This window comes from Mycobacterium sp. E2479 (assembly GCF_001667925.1).
GTDB lineage: Bacteria > Actinomycetota > Actinomycetes > Mycobacteriales > Mycobacteriaceae > Mycobacterium.
The window spans coordinates 66,884-83,409 of record NZ_LZJR01000153.1; the positions used below are offsets into that span (position 1 = coordinate 66,884).

General features: G+C 66.3%; 12 protein-coding genes and 1 tRNA gene. 4 read left to right on the top strand and 9 right to left on the bottom strand.

What is annotated here, in order from left to right; genetic code table 11:
* Positions 1–87: 87 nt before the first annotated feature.
* The 6 genes from A5686_RS22725 to A5686_RS22750 all read right to left on the bottom strand — a co-directional run bounded on the left by A5686_RS22725 (position 88) and on the right by A5686_RS22750 (position 9,824).
* Positions 88–591, bottom strand: coding sequence for a single-stranded DNA-binding protein (locus A5686_RS22725; RefSeq protein WP_067938909.1), 504 nt, complete (start codon positions 589–591; stop codon positions 88–90).
* 131 nt (positions 592–722) lie between these two features.
* Entirely contained in the window at positions 723–2,789 is a 2,067-nt protein-coding gene (locus tag A5686_RS22730) for a cytochrome c oxidase assembly protein (RefSeq protein ID WP_067938911.1), read from the bottom strand.
* A 28-nt stretch (positions 2,790–2,817) separates the two neighbouring features.
* Entirely contained in the window at positions 2,818–5,172 is a 2,355-nt protein-coding gene (locus A5686_RS22735; RefSeq protein WP_067938913.1) for a glycerol-3-phosphate 1-O-acyltransferase, read from the bottom strand.
* Positions 5,169–6,974, bottom strand: a complete 1,806-nt coding sequence (locus A5686_RS22740) for an HAD-IB family hydrolase (protein WP_067938915.1) — start codon at positions 6,972–6,974, stop codon at positions 5,169–5,171. The genes A5686_RS22735 and A5686_RS22740 overlap by 4 nt, the downstream gene beginning before the upstream one ends.
* Positions 6,971–8,440: a wax ester/triacylglycerol synthase family O-acyltransferase gene (locus A5686_RS22745; RefSeq protein WP_156750203.1), complete on the bottom strand. Its 1,470-nt coding sequence runs from the start codon at positions 8,438–8,440 to the stop codon at positions 6,971–6,973. The genes A5686_RS22740 and A5686_RS22745 overlap by 4 nt, the downstream gene beginning before the upstream one ends.
* A 136-nt stretch (positions 8,441–8,576) precedes the next feature.
* The gene (locus A5686_RS22750) at positions 8,577–9,824 is read right to left on the bottom strand and encodes an alpha/beta hydrolase (RefSeq protein WP_067938919.1); all 1,248 of its coding nucleotides are present in this window, start codon (positions 9,822–9,824) and stop codon (positions 8,577–8,579) included.
* A gap of 185 nt (positions 9,825–10,009) precedes the next feature.
* On the opposite strand from A5686_RS22750, the gene A5686_RS22755 reads away from it, so the two are divergent.
* From A5686_RS22755 to A5686_RS22770, 4 genes are all read left to right on the top strand, one after another.
* Positions 10,010–10,083 (top strand) — tRNA-Arg (locus A5686_RS22755).
* A 77-nt stretch (positions 10,084–10,160) separates the two neighbouring features.
* Positions 10,161–10,844, top strand: coding sequence for a cutinase family protein (locus tag A5686_RS22760; protein WP_197520671.1), 684 nt, complete (start codon positions 10,161–10,163; stop codon positions 10,842–10,844).
* A 593-nt stretch (positions 10,845–11,437) separates the two neighbouring features.
* Complete coding sequence (locus A5686_RS22765; RefSeq protein WP_067938922.1) at positions 11,438–11,848, top strand: hypothetical protein; 411 nt, start codon at positions 11,438–11,440, stop codon at positions 11,846–11,848.
* 444 nt (positions 11,849–12,292) lie between these two features.
* A complete protein-coding gene (locus tag A5686_RS22770; protein WP_067938924.1) occupies positions 12,293–13,063 on the top strand; it encodes an enoyl-CoA hydratase in 771 nt (256 codons plus the stop codon).
* Between the two features lie 38 nt (positions 13,064–13,101).
* Here A5686_RS22770 and A5686_RS22775 read toward each other — a convergent pair whose 3' ends face one another.
* The 3 genes from A5686_RS22775 to pdhA are packed head-to-tail and all read right to left on the bottom strand — an operon-like array spanning position 13,102 to position 16,412.
* Positions 13,102–14,268 carry a dihydrolipoamide acetyltransferase family protein gene (locus A5686_RS22775; RefSeq protein WP_067938927.1) on the bottom strand — a complete coding sequence of 389 codons (1,167 nt, stop codon included), beginning with the start codon at positions 14,266–14,268 and terminating at the stop codon, positions 13,102–13,104.
* Positions 14,265–15,320, bottom strand: coding sequence for a 3-methyl-2-oxobutanoate dehydrogenase subunit beta (bkdB, locus tag A5686_RS22780; RefSeq protein WP_067938929.1), 1,056 nt, complete (start codon positions 15,318–15,320; stop codon positions 14,265–14,267). Before bkdB ends, A5686_RS22775 begins: the two co-directional genes overlap by 4 nt.
* 9 nt (positions 15,321–15,329) lie before the next feature.
* The gene (gene pdhA / locus A5686_RS22785) at positions 15,330–16,412 is read right to left on the bottom strand and encodes a pyruvate dehydrogenase (acetyl-transferring) E1 component subunit alpha (protein ID WP_231986462.1); all 1,083 of its coding nucleotides are present in this window, start codon (positions 16,410–16,412) and stop codon (positions 15,330–15,332) included.
* Positions 16,413–16,526 lie beyond the last annotated feature (114 nt).

Below are 16,526 nucleotides of genomic sequence, written 5' to 3' on the forward strand. Positions count from 1 at the left end.
GCGGTTATGCCTTTCTGATTTGCGAGTGATCTCGCGGACCATCCTAGGCATCGCCCGGTAGCCCCAGCCCCGCGCCCGAGCCGAGGCTCAGGCGGGAACGGAAAGCGGGGCCTCCTCGGTGGCGTCACTTGTGCCGGCCGGATCGTCACCGGCCAGCTCGTCCTCGCCGCTAACGTCCACGGCATCGGCGGGAGTTCCCGGCGCCTTGCTTTCCTGCCCGGAAGACGGACCGGTATAGCCGGGCTTTTCGATGCGCACGATGACGCGGGACAGGTCCGGCCCGACCGCGGTTGCCCGCATCTCCACCGACGAGCGGCGGTTGCCGTCGCGGTCCTCGTATTCGCTGGTGTACACGTGACCCACCACGATCACCGGTGCCCCCTTGCCCAACGCGGCACCCACCCCGGTGACCAGCTTTCCCCAGCAATTGACCGTGACGAACAGCGAGTGCCCGTGCTCCCAGCCGCCGTCACCGGTGCGCCGGCGCGAGTTGCTGGCCACCCGGAATTTGAGGACCTCTTGGTCGCCGACCTTGCGGCGGGCGGGGTCGTTGACGATGTGACCGACGACCGTAAGCGGGGTTTCAAACATGAGCTGATCCCTTCTCGATTGCAGTTGGCTATGGCTGCCAGTAAGCACCGCGCTACCGACGACGCCGCGGGCAACGGGGGCCGAAAACCCGACGGGCCGGGCGTCGCTGGGGAAGAAATCGGGACTGTGGATCAGTCCGGATCAGCGGGGGTCTGGCCGGATCGGTTGGGCTTGTCGCCCCGCGCCAACTGCGCCAGCATCGCGTTGTAGGCCACCAGGTCAGCGTCATCGTCGCGTTCGGCGGCCCGGTCCAACCGCGTGGCGGTGCGCCGATCGCTGCGCGCCCACTGGATGAGGAGCGCGAGCATGACGATCACCAGCGGGAATTCCCCCGCCGCCCATGCGATCCCCCCGCCCAGGCGCTGGTCACCCAGCAGATCGGTGTGCCAACCCAGGCCGAGCGAGCGGTAATAGTCTGCGGCGAGCACCTTCTTGGTGCCCATCAGCACCACCCCGAAGAAGGCGTGCAGGGGCAGTGATGCGAACACCACGGCCACCTTCGCCAGCGGCGGGAGCGGCCTCGGCGTCGGATCCACCCCGATCACCACCCAATAGAACAGGTAGCCGCTCAGCAAAAAGTGGGCGTTCATGGCTAGATGCCCGGCGTGGCTGCTCGCGGTGATGTCGAAGAGGTTCGACAGGTACAGCCCGTAGAACCCGGCGACGAACAGCACGGTGGCCACCACTGGGTTGGTGAGAAATCGGGACAAGCGGCTGTGCAGCGCGGCCAACAGCCACTCCCGCATGCCCGGCGGATCGTCACGGCCGGCCGCGGGCAGCGCCCGCAAGGCCAGCGTGACCGGGGCGCCGAGCACCAGCAGGATCGGGATCAGCATCGACAGGCACATGTGGACCACCATGTGCATGCTGAACATCGCCGGCATGTAGCGCCCCACGCCCGACGACGTGGCGAACAGCAACACCAAGCAGCCGAGCAACCAGGAAAAGGTCCGCCCCGGCGGCCACTTGTCACCGCGGCGGACCAGCCGCACCAGCGCCGCCACATACAGGGCGGCGAAAACGAGGGCGGCGGAACCGAAGATCAGGTCGAACCGCCAGTCGAACAGGATGCGCGCCACGGTGGGCGGCCCGTCGAAGTCGTAACCGATCTCGGCTTCGGGAATCGACGGCAGCCGAGACGGCGGTGGCGGCGGCGGGGTGCGGCCCAGCCCGACGGCGATGCCGAACGTCAGGCCGAAGACGGCGGCCTCGATCAGCGTCAGTCGAAGCAACGCACCACGTGCTCGCGCCGGGCTCGGATCCGCTTGCAGCGCAGCCACACTGACACGCCGCTGGCGCCAGCCGAGCGCGCCCAAAAGGCACAGCGCGACGAATTTGGCGGTCACCAGCCGCCCATAGTCGGTGCTGAACAGGTCGGACGGCGGCACCCGGACCAGGGCGTTGACCAGTCCACTGAATGCCATCGCGACCCAACACCACAGCGCGATCATCGAGAAACGCCGGGCGGCCAGCCCGAGGTGACCACCGCGGCGCAGGGCGTTGGCAAGCACGGCGAGCAGACCACCGGCCCACAGGCTGGCGGCGACCAAGTGGATCAGCAGGGCGTTGGTGGCCAGGTCGTGTGAACCGCCGGCCGACGAGTGACCGGTCAGCCCCAGCGGAATCAACGTCATCACCGACGCGGCGAGCAGCACCGGCGCCCACGACCAGCGCAGCACCGACAGGCTCGCCAGCGTGATCACCGCGGCGAGGATCGCGGTCCAGCGCCAGGCCGAGGCGTTGGTGATCAGACCCGCCAACGACCACATCCGCATCGCACTGATGTCGGCGACGGGATGACCGGACACGTCAGAGATGGTCAGCGGGACAAGGAGTGCGGCACACACCGCCCACACCCCCGATGCCACCGTCCCGAGCCGAAGGGCCCGATAGCCGCCGGCGTCGAGCACACCGCTGCGCTGCGGCGGCACCAGAAACGCGGCGAACAGAAACGACCCGACCGCCAGCACCGCGGCGATCTCGCCCACCGCCCGGACGAACGGTAGGCCTAGCGTGGTCACCTGGCCCGGATCGGGTAGGCCCGTCACGGTCAGCGCGCTGGCCAGCGAGAGCGTCCCGATGCCGGCGGCAGTGCAGCCCGCCAGCATGGCCACCCCGACCAGGACCGGCCACACCAGCGCGCGGCGCTGGGTTGAGCGCTCGGTCGAGGCCTTGCCGGCTGGCGGGGCGACGGTCATAGGTCCAGGGTATGGGCGGGCCCGCCGGCTAGTGGGCCTGGCTGTCCAGAAGGTCCCGACGGGCCCTGTCCTCCCGGGCCACGAACTGATCGCGCGCGATCTGCCCCACATAGTTGAAGTCGTGCAGGATGTCGCGCAGCTCTTGCAGGAAGGCGCCTCGCCTTTCCGCCAGGTCCGGCGCGGCCGCGATCAAGTTCTGGTCCTCGACAACCTGCCGTGCGGTGGCGAACAACAACGTCGACACCGATTCGCTGCTGCGGATCCTGGTCTGCGCCACATACTGCCGGCCCACGCCCAACGCCAAGGCGGTCAGTTCCTTGTGTCCGATGTCGGCCGGTGCGTCGCGCAGGACGTCGGCGACGATCTCATAAGCCTCGAAGAACACCCGCAACATCGCTTCCGCCATCAGCGGACGCTTGGCGAACAACAGCGAGCGGATTTCGTCGCCTCCGGCGGCGACATGGGCTTCCCAATTGGCGTGCCACGCCATCTCTTCGGCGATGTTGTCCCGGAACGTCGCCGAGTCCGCGAAGTAGAAGTCGAACTTCAGCAGATCGCGCAGTCGCATCGTCTGGGTCCAGAAGGCCTCCATGCGGTCGCCGTCGGCGTGGCGGGCGTGTGCCAGTGCGAGTTCGACGATCGACGTCTCCAAAAAGGCGTGGATCACCGAGTTGCGGTAGAACGCTGCGGCGTGCTGTTCGTCGGGCGCGATGCGCCACACCGGTTCCCGGCCGCCGTCGACCCTGGTGATGGGGTGTCCGTGGGACAACGCATCGACCGCCGCGCGCACCCCGTCGTGGGTGCGCAGCCGCAAGGCGCTGGTGGACATCGGGTCTTGTTTGCGTTCCAGGTAATCCAACGAGTCCTGCAGGGTGTGGTGCAGCTGACCGAGCGTCAACGCCGCGCCACGGGTGGTCAACAACAACGCGCAGACCAGTCCCGTCGCCGTCACCGGGGTCGCCTGCAGGATCCGCCAGGCGACCTCGAACGACATCTTCTGCAGCGCAAGCCGTTTGGCGTCCGGATCGTGGGTCAGCGGGCCGTGCGGTGCGCCCAGGTACTGCCGCATCGACACGGCTTCGGGGAATCGGACGTAGATCTTGCCGTAGTTGCGTTCACCCTGCGCGCGGATGAAGTTGTACAACCAGCCCACGCCTTCGGGCGTCTTCTCGCCGCCGCGGGCGTAGGCGGCGTATTCGGCGGTTTCGTGCAGCTGGTCAAAGCTGATCGAGACCGGTTGCAGCAGAATATCTTCGCTGCGGCCATCCAGATATGCGTCGGCGACGTAGGCCAGCAGGCCGAGCTTGGGTGGCAGCATTTTTCCGGTGCGCGAGCGGGTGCCCTCGATGGACCAGCTCAGATTGAACCGCTTCTCGACGATGTAACCGACGTATTCGCGCAGCACGTACTTGTAGAGCTGGTCGTTGCCGATGTTGCGACGGATGAAGATGACACCGGATCGCCGTAGCAACGGCCCCATCACGCCGAACGACAAGTTGATGCCGGCGAACACGTGCACCGGCGGTAACCGGTTCTCCTGCATGGCGACCGGCACCACGGCGCCGTCGATGTAGGACCGGTGGGAGAACAACAGCACCGCCGGGTGAGCTTCCAGGCCGGCCCGCATTGCCGCAACCTGATACTCGTCGTAGTCGATCTCCGGATCGAACCCGCGGCTGAGCATCCTGCCGAGGACCCCGACGAGGTCGACCGACGCCCTGCTCCAGCCGGTGGCGAGTTCGTCGAGCATCTTCCCGGCTTCGTCGACGGTGGCGCCGGGAATCTTGGCCAGGCCGACGCGAAACCGGTTGGAGGCCAGAATCTCCGGCTTCACCAGCCGAGGCGACTTGTACTGCGGTCCGAGGATCCGATATTCAACCCGTTCCATCGCCAATATGGCGCGGCGGATCACGAATTGGGCGAAGTCGTTCTTGTCTTCTCCGACGGTGGTGTCGCGCCATTGCCGGCGAAGTTCGGACACCGTGGCCGCCTCGCCGGCTACCACCCGGGCACGCTGGGGAGCGGTCCGCACGATCTGTTCTTGCTGACGGTGGTTGGGGTGGTAGGGATCACGGCCGGGGAGCAGCCCGACCAGCTTGGCAAATCGGCCACGATCCGGTTCCGGCAGCCAGAACACTCGCACCGGCACGATCGAACGGTCTTCCCCGGATTCGAGCTGCTCGGCCAGGGCCGTCATCGCGTCCGGCGGCGCATCGAGCGCCGGCAGTTTCACCAAGCCGAAATTCGCTCCCGGATGGTCGCCGCGCTGGCGATCCAGCCACGCCGTCACCAGTTCCATCTCGACCGGTGAGGCCATCGACGCCAATACCAGCGAGTCTCGTGCGGTAAGGACCGCGCTGCTATCTGCAGCCGGTTCGGTCACGGACGCCCTCGGGGCGGCGATTCCGGCGCCTCGGCGCTCACGGTCGCCCCCTCGGGCGCGGGTCGTTGCGCCTCGCCGTCTTTCAGGGCGGCCTGGGATTCATGGGGGTTTACCTTGGGCGCCTTCGCTTTCGGCGCGGCCTTCTTGGCCGGCGTCTTCTTCGGCGCGGCCTTCTTACCCGGCGTCTTCTTCGCCGGCGTCTTCTTGGCGGGCGTCTTCTTGGCCGGCGTCTTCTTGGCGGGTGCCTTGGCGGTCCGGCTCTGGGCGTTGTCTGCCGCCTTCTTCTCGGCGTACAGGTCGACCTCAGGAAGCTCGTCGACGGGCCAGTTGGCGAGCGTGTCCAGGTACAGCTGGCGAACCTCGGCGATCCGCTCCGGCAGCGTCTCAAGCGTCCAGTCCTGCACCGAGATCGGCGGAAAGACCGCGACATCGACGGTGCCCGGGTTGATCACCGTCGAGTTGCGGGCGGCGACCAGCTCGGCGTTGCGGATCACGATCGGGACGATCGGGATGCCGGCGGCCATCGCAATCCGGAACGGCCCCTTCTTGAATGGACCTACCTCGGTCGTGTCGACTCGGGTGCCCTCCGGGGCGATCACGATCGAAAGCCCCCTGCGGGCACGGTCTTCGACTTCGTGCAGCATCTCCACCGCGGCAGTCTGGTCATCGCGGTCGATGAACACGCCGTCCACCAGCCTGCCGACGGTGCCCATGATCGGGTCTTTCTGCAGTTCCTTCTTGCCCACACCCACCCAGTTGTCGCGCACCAGCGCACCGGTGATGACCGGGTCAACCTGGTTGCGGTGGTTGAAGATAAAGACCGCCGGGCGTTGCGCGGTGAGATTCTCTCTGCCGATGACGTTGAGATGCACGCCGGCAATCGCCAGCGACAGCTGGGAGAAGTTGGAGGTAAAGAAGTTGACGCCGCGGCGCCGGTTGCGGGTCAGCACACCGATGCCGACCGCGCCTGCGGCGACAGGGAACATCGAGCCGAAGCCGGCGAGAGTCCGCAACTGCCGGCGCAGGCCCACCGGGCCGCGGCTGCTGAATCGCAGGATCGGCCATCCGCGGCGCTTGGCCACCGCGGCCATCTTGCCTTCGGGATTCGTCGGCCGCGGGTTGCCGACAAGATACATCAGGGCGACGTCTTCGTCACCGTCGGCGTAGAAGTAGCTGTCTTTGAGATCGATGTCGTGCTCGGCCGCAAAACGTTGTACCGCAGCGGCTTTGCCAGGTCCCCACAGGATCGGCTTCTGGACGCCACCGGTGAGCATGCCGTCGTCGGTGGTCTCGAACTTGTTGGTGAGCATGTTCGGAATTCCGAGGAACCGCGCGACCGGGTTTACCTGAATGGTCAGCGCCGACGAGCTGAGCACGACGGTGTGGCCACGAGCCATGTGCGCCCGCACCAGCTCGCGCATCTCCGGGTAGATCCGCGACTCGATCCGCTGGACGAACATGCGCTCCCCGATCTCTTCCAGGTCGTCGAGCAGTCGACCGGTCAGCGCGGCGGCGGCCTTACCGATGAGGTCCTCGAATTCGATACGGCCGAGGGTGTGACTCAGGCCGGCCTGCACCATGCCGAGCAGCTCCCCCACGCCCATGTCGCGGCGCAGCAGCCGCTCCTGGGTCAGGATGAGCGCGGTGAACCCGGCGACCAGTGTGCCGTCCAGGTCGAAGAAGGCGCCGATCTTGGGGCCCGTGGGGCTGGCCATGATCTCGGCCACCGAGCCGGGCAACCGCATTTCCTGCCCGGTGTTTTGGGTTCCGCGGTCGTCGGGCTGCTCGGTCGACGCGCTCATGAGCCGGCCACCGATCGCGAGGACACGGCCGGCTCGGTGAACGAGGCGGGCACCGCCCGCGGTGGTGGGTCACCGGCCAGCGCCAGGATCTCGTCGAAGCCTTCGAGCAGGCATTGGGCGAACAGCGCCTCGTTTCGCACCGAGGCCCTGTCGTAGCGCACGGTGATGGTGCACCATCCGCCGCGCGAAATCAGCACCACCATCATCGCTACTCCAGGCAGCGGCCCAATACCGTACTGCCGCAGCACTTTAGCACCGGCGATGTAAGTGTCGCCCGGAAAGACCGGTACGTTGCTGGCCTGCACATCGGATCCGATCACCGAGCCGGTGATCCCTTCGAGCACCGCGGTCGGCAAGACGCTGAGCACCGGAGCGATCGAACCGATGATGTTCATCGCGGGCTCGTCGCGCCGCTGCGTCATCTGAGCGCGGATCTTTTTCATCCGGGAGACGGGGTCGGCCGTACCTATCGGCGCCGCTAGATTGACGCCGGTGAATCTGTTGCCGCCGGCCGTATCCGCTTCGGCCCGCAGGTTGACCGGCACCGCCATCGGCAGCGTGCTGATCGGCACGCCGAACGCCTGGTGGTAACGGCGCAAGGCGCCGCACACCCCCGCAAGGTAGGCGTCGTTGATTGAGCCGCCACCGGCCTTTGCGGCTTTGTGCAGGTCGGAAAGCGAGATGTCGATGGCCTCGCTACGGGTTGCGAGGCTGCGCCGTCGTAGCAGGGGCGACGGCTCTGCAGCCCGGTTGAGCACCCGCATGCCCGACACGGCGTACCTGACGATCCCCGAAACCGTCGCCGTCGGCTCCAAGACCGCCCGCCCTGCCGCCGCTACCGCGCCGGACAGTGCGCTCATGGCGCCGCCGACAACGGCGAACGGCAGGTGGTTAATGCCCTGGCGCATCAGGTCATTGGACGTCAGATCCTGCGGTACGGGCAGCGGCAGCGTCGGCTTGGCCGGCGGATTGCGCTCGAGGTCATAGATTTCGGCGAACATTTGGACCCCGCCGACTCCGTCGGTGACAGCATGGCTGACGTGCAGCAGCGCCGCGGCCTTGCCGTCGGCCAGACCGTCGACCAGGGTGGCCGTCCACAGCGGCCGCGAAATGTCCATCGGCGACTGCAGGATGAGCTCGGCGAGGTCGAATACTTCACGCAGCGTGCCGGGCTCGGACACCCGCACCCGGCGCACGTGGAAGTCCAGGTTGAAATCGGGATCGACCACCCAGCGCGGCGCCGCGGTCGGCAGAGAGGGCACGACCACCTTTTGCCGTAGCCGCAGCACCCGTCGCGATGCGTTCTCGAATCGGGTTCGAAACTGTCCCCAGTCCGGTGTGGTGTCCAGTAGCTCGAGAGCCATGATCCCCGACCGGGTGCGGGGGTTCGCCTCTCCCCTGTGCAGTAGGTAGTCGACCGGCCCGAGCTCGTCGGACAGCTTCATCGCCTCGACGGACTCAGTCATTGTCATCAGTTCGACGCGCCAACCTTGTCACCGTCGATCAAGCCTCCTGCCTTGGACCCACCAACTCCACTGGTCTACCCAACGCTAGTCGGGTTACCGCGCTGGTGAAAGGAGCGGCGAGTGCCGGGACGCGAGCTCAGCTGGCCGAAGTGGCCGTCAGGGGCAGCAAATCCAGGAGCGCGCTGACGCGCCGCGCATAGACGACGCCGAGGAAATCCGCGACCGCGTCAGCTGCCAGCCGAGATCGGACCGTCGGCGTGATGTCGAAAGCGTGATGGGCATTGGCGAGTTCGGCGTGGGCCACGGTGGCCGCGCCGGCCGCGCGTAGCGCCGCGCAGAACACGCGAGCCTGTCCGCTGGGCACCACTTCGTCCTTCTCACCGTGCAGCACGAAGAACGGCGGGGCGTCGCCGTGCACGTAGGAAATCGGCGACGCCGCCGCAAAGCGCTCCGGCTCGTCGGCGTAGCGGGCCTTCAGCACGAATTGCTCCAGGAACGGGAGCATCAGTTCGTGCATGTTCTCGAAGTCGGTGAAGTCGTAGACACCGTAATACGGCGCCACCGCCTGCACGGTGGTGTTGGCGTCTTCGAATCCGGGCTGGAAGGCGGGGTTGTTCGGGGTGAGCGCCGCCAGGGAGGCAAGGTGACCGCCCGCCGAACCGCCGGTGATGGCGATGAAGTCGGGGTCACCGCCGTAATCGGCGATGTTCTCCCGCACCCATGCGATTGCCCTTTTGACGTCGATGAGGTGCGCGGGGAACGTCGCTCGCGGGCTCTTGCTGTAGTCGATCGAGACGCAGATCCAGCCGAGTTGGACCAGTCGGCTCATCAACGTGTAGGCCTGCGGACGGCGGCCGTTGATCGCCCAAGCTCCGCCCGGCACCTGAATCAGCACCGGCGCCCGGCAACCGGGCGCCAAATCGTCGCGCCGCCAGACGTCGAGCAGGTTGTCGCGGGGACTCGGCCCGTAGGAGATGTCGGAAGTCTGCGCCGCATAACGGTGGTGGGGTCCGGGCCTGCTTATCAGTCGACCGCGCGGGGCGCACACGGCCCCGACGGCGGCGGGGTGGCATATCTGCTCACGAAATTCGGGGCCGAAGGACTCCTCGAGCGCGGCCGTGAGGGTTTGGTCCGCCCGCTGGGCGGCCAACGCCGTACCGACGCGGCCAACAGACGGATGAGAAACCCGCGACAGCGCGTGTCCGGTTACCACGTGCGGAGGAAACTCGGTGAAAAGCCACCCGGCGAAACAGCCCAGCGCGAACGGCCCGCCGCGCAGCACCAGATTGCCCAGCTGATAGATAGCGCGGGCCTCTGCCGCCAGGCGTGCCGCCCGGGCGTGCGCCCACGAGCAGTGCGAAGTCAAATTGCCGGCCACGCTCATTGCAACGCCACCCCTCGACGCTATGCACACGCCTCGTTGCGTTAACGGCCGATGGCCGGCCGATGTAATACGTGTGTCGAGGGTGCCTACCCTAACCGATAAATGGGGCGCCGTAACGGTTTTCGTGCGCGTGGCGCCGCGAAATCGGGTCCGTGGCTGCGGTTGGATAGACTGACCTGCACATTGCCTCCGTAGCTCAGGTGGATAGAGCAAGGGCCTTCTAATCCCTAGGTCGCACGTTCGAGTCGTGCCGGGGGCACCCACCGAGCCCCCAAGTGCGCCTGCGTGTCCAGGGTGCGCTCCTTATTCGACAATTTGTCAACTAGCATCTGGAGCGTGGACGCACGCCGGCTAGGGCGTTTGCTGGGTGTCGCAGTGGTGACAACTTGGGCGACGCTGCTGTGCCCACCGATTTCCACGTCCGCGGCGTCCTGCCCGGACGTCGAGGTGACGTTCGCCCGCGGCACCGCTGAGCCCCCCGGCGTCGGCGGGGTCGGAAGGGCTTTCATTGACTCCTTGCGCTCTCAGATCGGGAGCCGCTCCCTCGGGGTGTATGCGGTCAACTACCCCGCCGACGAGGATTTCGCCCCGTCCGCGTCCGCGGGCGCCAACGACGCTCATGCTCACGTCCAATCCATGGTGGCAACCTGCCCGAATACCAAGCTGGTGCTCGGCGGATACGCCCAGGGCGCGATGGTGATCGATCTGATCACCATCGCCCAGGCACCGATCGGGGGCCTGATCCCGCAGATACTGACTGCGGACGAGGCCGACCATGTTGCCGCGCTCGCTCTGTTCGGGAATCCGTCGGACCGGTATCTGGGTGCACCGGTGAGCGAGGTCAGCCCGTGGTATGGCGCGAAGGCCATTGACTTGTGTGCACCTGGCGATTCGGTGTGCACTCCGGGCGGCCCCTTGGCGCCGCCGTCGCACGACGAGATGTTCTCGGCGGCGCATCTGTCTTACCAGGGGTCCGGAATGCCCGGTCAGGCCGCCGCTTTCGTGGCCGGCCGTCTCTGAGTCGACTAATTGAGTTCTTTCGCCGATTCGCCGGGTGGTGGCGCCATGCGTTGTTGCCGAACCGCATGTCCCGGCCTTCGGCACGACCGAAACACGATTCGATCGAGGCTGGACCCTTGGTTACGAGCTCACCGCCAAAGCCGATGGCGCGGCGGGCCTCGTCGCTTGTCGAGCTCCGACGGCTAACCCACCGCAACGCGGCAATGACCACCCTCACACTGAATGCGCTATCGAATTCGAAAAGTCACCTCCTGGTGACCGCGAGGCCCCGATCGGCGGATGTGCGGCGAATCGACGGTGGTGATCGCCCGCGGTCAGGCCGGCGGGGCCCTGACGGGGGCGCCGGCGTCGGCACAGTGCCGCAGGTCACAGCCATTTCTGCGGGCATGATTAGCGCCGCTAAGCGCTCATACGGGACCGCCGGTAATGGCATTTGGGTCGGTTTTATTACTGGTCAGTAAACCCGAAATTAGTCGGAGCCAATGCTTAAAGAATGCGGTTTAATCATTACGGACAGCGTGTCAAGCGAGCAGATGGCGCCGATGGCGGGATGATTGGCAAGAGCGTCTTCTCTTCGAGGGGGTTGGCGATATATGGCCGCGGATGAATGGCAGCCGGTGGTGCGCGTCGGGCAGCCGAAGTTCATAGCTGGCGTGGGTAATCGAATCAAAGTCGAAGTCAAGACGAGAGGTTGGTTGAGCCGCGACTGGCGTTGTTACTTCGGCACGCACGTCTCTCAACAGCAGCTTGACGCGCGATACTCTTCCTATCCGTGCTGGGACGAAGTCCAGCGTATCGAGGGTTCCTGCGGAGAGCATGAAGCGGAGCTCTACATCGAAATGATCGATGCCGCAATCCATTATGCGAACAATAAGCTGCGTAGCAATGCGCTGCCGAGGGCGATTCCGCATGGAGCGCGCATCGAGCGGCGGGGCTGCGCGGTGCGCGAGCGCCAGGCCGAACTCGATGAGCTGGCGAAGAGGCTAGCGAAACCCGAGCTGTAACGTCTCGCGCAAAATTCGACGCCACAACCGGGCCGGCAAGCGGCGTTGAGACCCGTCCAGTGGGCTCGCGTCTCCCCGCACGTTTTGCCAGGTCGACTCAGGGATTGAGGCGAATACGTCAAATGCGGCAGATAACGTTTTGATAAATCCATCATTACTTATAGATACCGATATCCGCCGCCCCCTCCCGCAAAGATGTCACGTTTTGCGCGGCAGGGTCAAAGGCGCTTCAGCCGCTGGCTAATATCGTTCGGCCATTGGAGCGAGCCAATAGGGTGGCTTGCCGGTGATGAATGCCGTACTTATCCCGCTGGTTCTCGCTAACCACGTTCACACCGTCTCACCCCCCGCGGACGGCGCGAAGTAGTCTTACCTCGCCCGTGACGCTGCCGCCGATGAAGGCCGAGCGGATTCACAAGCCATACGCGAAGCCGGAGGTGCCCGATGGCCCAGTCCGAAGCGATCCTTTTCAACGTCACCGACCGGGTCGCGCTCATCACCGTCAACGATCCCGATCGACGCAACGCGATAACCGCCGAGTCGTCGGGGCAGCTGCGCGAGGCCGTCGAGCGGGCCGAAGCCGACCCCGATGTGCATGCCGTGGTGGTCACCGGGGCGGGCAAGGCGTTCTGCGCGGGCGCCGATCTCAGCGCCCTCGGGGCTGCCGGAGGTGGAGCGGCCGAGGCGGGCCTGCAGCAGCTTTATGACGGTTTCATGGCCGTTGGTAGTTGCCGGCTGCCCACCATTGCCGCCGTCAATGGCGCGGCGGTGGGCGCGGGCCTGAACCTGGCCCTGGCCGCCGATGTCCGCATCGCCGGACCTGACGCCGTGTTCGACGCACGATTCCAGAAGTTGGGGCTGCACCCCGGCGGAGGTGCGACGTGGATGCTGCAGCGGGCGGTGGGCCCACAGGTCGCGCGGGCGGCCCTGTTGTTCGGTATGCGGTTCGACGCCGACGCCGCCGTGCGGTACGGCCTGGCGCTGACGGTAGCCGAGGATCCGGTCGCTGCGGCGACGGAGCTCGCCGCGGGTACGGCGGCGGCCCCGCGGGAAGTGGTGCTGGCGACCAAGGCCACGATGCGCGCCACCGTAAGTCCCGGATCGCTGGACAACGAGCAACATCAGCTCGCCATGCGCGCCGAGCTCGGGCCGCAGTCACACTCCATCCAATCGCCGGAATTTGCACAGCGTTTGGCCGCGGCGCAGCGCAGGTAGCCAATGGGTCCCGTCCTGCCACGCTGCTGACGAGAGACCTACAGATCCAGCAGTGCGGTTTCGGGTGACTCGATCAGGTCCCTTAGCTCGCAGACGAATTGGGCCGCTTGCGCACCGTCGACGATGCGGTGGTCGAACACACACGTCAACGACATCGTGGGGCGAGCCACGATCTGCGTTTTCGCGACGATGGGCCGCGGCCTGATCGCGCCCATGCCGAGGATGGCGGCTTCGGGATGGTTGATCACCGGCACACCGTCGTCCACGCCCAAGGCCCCGAAATTCGTCACGGTGAACGTCGAGCCCCGTAACTCCCCCGGCCCCAGGCTGCCGGCACGCGCACCGGCGATCAACTCGGCTGCCCGGCAAGCCAGTTCGCGGGTCGTCTTACTGTGGGCATCGATAACGACCGGGACAAGCAGGCCACGTTCGGTGGCCACGGCGATGCCCAAGTGCACACGATGCTCAACGCGCACCTGCGGTCCCTGCGGCGAGTCGACCCACGTCGAATTCATTATCTCGTTGTTGCGCAGCGCGACGATCAGCAATCGCAACATGAGCGCGAAGGGCGTTATGGTCTCCCCCGCCGTACTGAACCGTTCCGACAGTCGGACCAACTCGGTGCACTCGACCTCGACACCGACCTTCGCCGCCGGAATCTCCCTGTGCGACACCGCCATTTTCTCCGCCATCCAGGCCTGGACGCCCCGGACCGGCCGGAGATCGGCGCCATTGCCGTTCCCGCGGGCCGCCGACATCACGTCCTCCCGCGTGATGATGGCGCCGGTGTGCGGCACCGAGTTGAGGTCGACCATCAACTCTTTGGCCAACTTGCGTACCGGAGGGGCGGCAAGCGGGCGGGAGGGACGTCTGCTGGTATCCATGCCGGAGTCGGCGCCATAACCGACCAGCGTGGGCGTGGCCGTGTCGACGGCCAGCGGTTGCCCGCTGACTGGCGCGGTATCTATCCGCAGCAGCACCGCTCCCACCCTGACCACATCGCCTTCGGCGCCGTTCGTTTCGACGATCCGGCCCGCGTACGGACTCGGAATTTCCACCTCGGCCTTGGCGGTCTCCACCGTGCACAGCACCTGATTGAGCTCGACGTCGTCACCCATCGCCACATGCCACTGCGTCACCGTGACTTCTTCGAGTCCCTCGCCGAGGTCGGGGACGCGAAAGGACTTGATCCGCTCCTCGCTCATGGCTGCGCCAACACGCGTTCGACGCTGTCCAACAGCCGGTCGGGACCGGGCAGCCACCACCTCTCCAGCCGCGCCGGCGGGTACGGGGTGTCGAACCCGCACGCCCGCAACACCGGCGCCTCCAACTCGTAGAACAACTCCTCTTGGATGCGGGCAGCCAAGCCCGCTCCATAGCCCAGGCTTCGCGGTCCCTCGTGCATCACCACGCAGCGTCCGGTCCGGCGGATCGATGAGGCGACGGTATCGAAGTCCAGCGGCACCAGCGACCGCAGGTCGATGACCTCCAGGCTCCAACCGTATTGCCGCTGCGTCTCTTCGGCGGTGCCGACGGCGGTGCTGACCAAGCTGCCGTAGGTCACGACGGTCACGTCGGTGCCGGGTCGGCGCACCATCGCCTGTCCGATCGGCGGTTCGGGCCGGATGACGTCGACCAGCCCGCGCCCCTGATACCGGCGCTTGGGCTCCAGATACATGACCGGGTCCGGGCAGGTGATCGCGTGGCGCAGCAGCCAATACGCGTCGGCCGGGCTGGACGGCACCACCACCTTCAAGCCGGCGGTGTGTGCCCAGTACGACTCGGTCGAATCCGAATGATGCTCGGCGGCACCGATTCCCCCGAAGGAAGGGATGCGCACCGTCACCGGCATGTTGATTTCGCCGCGGGTGCGGGTGCGATACTTCGCCAGGTGGCTGACCACCTGATCGAAAGCGGGGTAAGAAAACCCGTCGAACTGGATCTCGGGCACCGGTACGAAACCGCGCAGCGCCAGGCCCACCGCGATCCCGATGATGGCGGACTCCGCGAGTGGCGTATCAAAGCAACGGTTCTCGCCGAACGCCGCGGCCAGCCCCTCGGTTACCCGAAACACTCCTCCCTCGACCGAGACATCCTCGCCGAACACCAGCACCCGATCGTCGGCTGCCATCGCGTCGTGTAGCGCGCGGTTGAGGGCCTGCACCATGGTCAACGACTGAGCGCCGAGCGCGACGTCCTGCACCGCCGCGATCGGTGTTTCCTCGTGGCCGGCCGGACGATCAGCGAGCTGAGTCATAAATGTCTCTCAATCACTTCGTTCGAGCTCGGCGCGCAACTGCTGTCGCTGCGCCTGCAATCCCGGCGTGATTTCGGCGTACACCGACGTGAACACCTCGTCGATGTCGATATCGGGCGCGTCGAACACCGCATCGCGCAACTCGGCCCGCATCCGCTTCGCACGGCCAATAACCCGTTCTGCCAACCGTTGTGACCACAGGCCCTGGCCTTGCAGGTAGCTGCGGTACCGCGCGATCGGTTCCAGCGCCGACCAGTGGTCGACCTCGTCCTGCGTCCGGTATCGGCTCGGATCATCAGACGTGGTGTGCGGGGCCAAGCGGTAGGTGACCGCCTCGATCAATGTAGGGCCGCCACCGGCGCGGCCCCGGGCGGCGGCCTCGGCCGTCACCGCAAAGCAGGCCAGCACGTCATTGCCGTCCACCCGGATTCCGGGCATTCCGTAACCAATCGCTTTGTGCGCCAGCGACGGCGCGGCGGTCTGCTTGGATATCGGCATCGAGATCGCCCATTGGTTGTTCTGCACGAAGAATATGCAGGGGGCGTTGAACACGGCCGCGAAGTTCAGCGCCTCGTGCACGTCTCCCACGCTGGTGGCGCCGTCGCCGAGGAAGGCCACCGTCACCGAATCCTCGCCCAGGCGTTGGGTAGCCATCGCCGCGCCCACGGCGTGCAGGGTCTGAGTGCCGATCGGAATCGACAGCGGCGCGCAACACTTTTTGGTGAAGTCCAGGCCGCCGTGCCAGGTGCCCCGCCACGCGGCCCCTACGTGTCCGGGCGGAATACCGCGCACCAAAAATGCTCCGAGTTCCCGGTATTGGGGAAACAACCAGTCCGTCTTACGCAGGCAAGCCGCGGCACCAACCTGTGCCGCTTCCTGACCGTGGCAGGAGGCGTACAGGCCCAGCTCCCCTTGCCGCTTGAGGTTGACGAATTCGGCGTCCAGCTCGCGGGTGATCACCATCATCTCGTAGAGCCAGCTCAGCGTCTCTGCGGGAAGCTCACGGCTGTAACGGTTTTGGGACGCCGGTGAACCATCCGGCGCGACGAGTTGCACCGGCTCGAGATCGACAGTCATCGACGTCGAAGGCATCTGCGCCACACCGCCTCTCCCGTCGGGTGCCGCGTGGCTGGGTCAACCACAGCGGGTCCCGGCAAACGGTCAGCCGGGGCCGACCGCGAGCGGAGATCGATCGCCAGTTACACG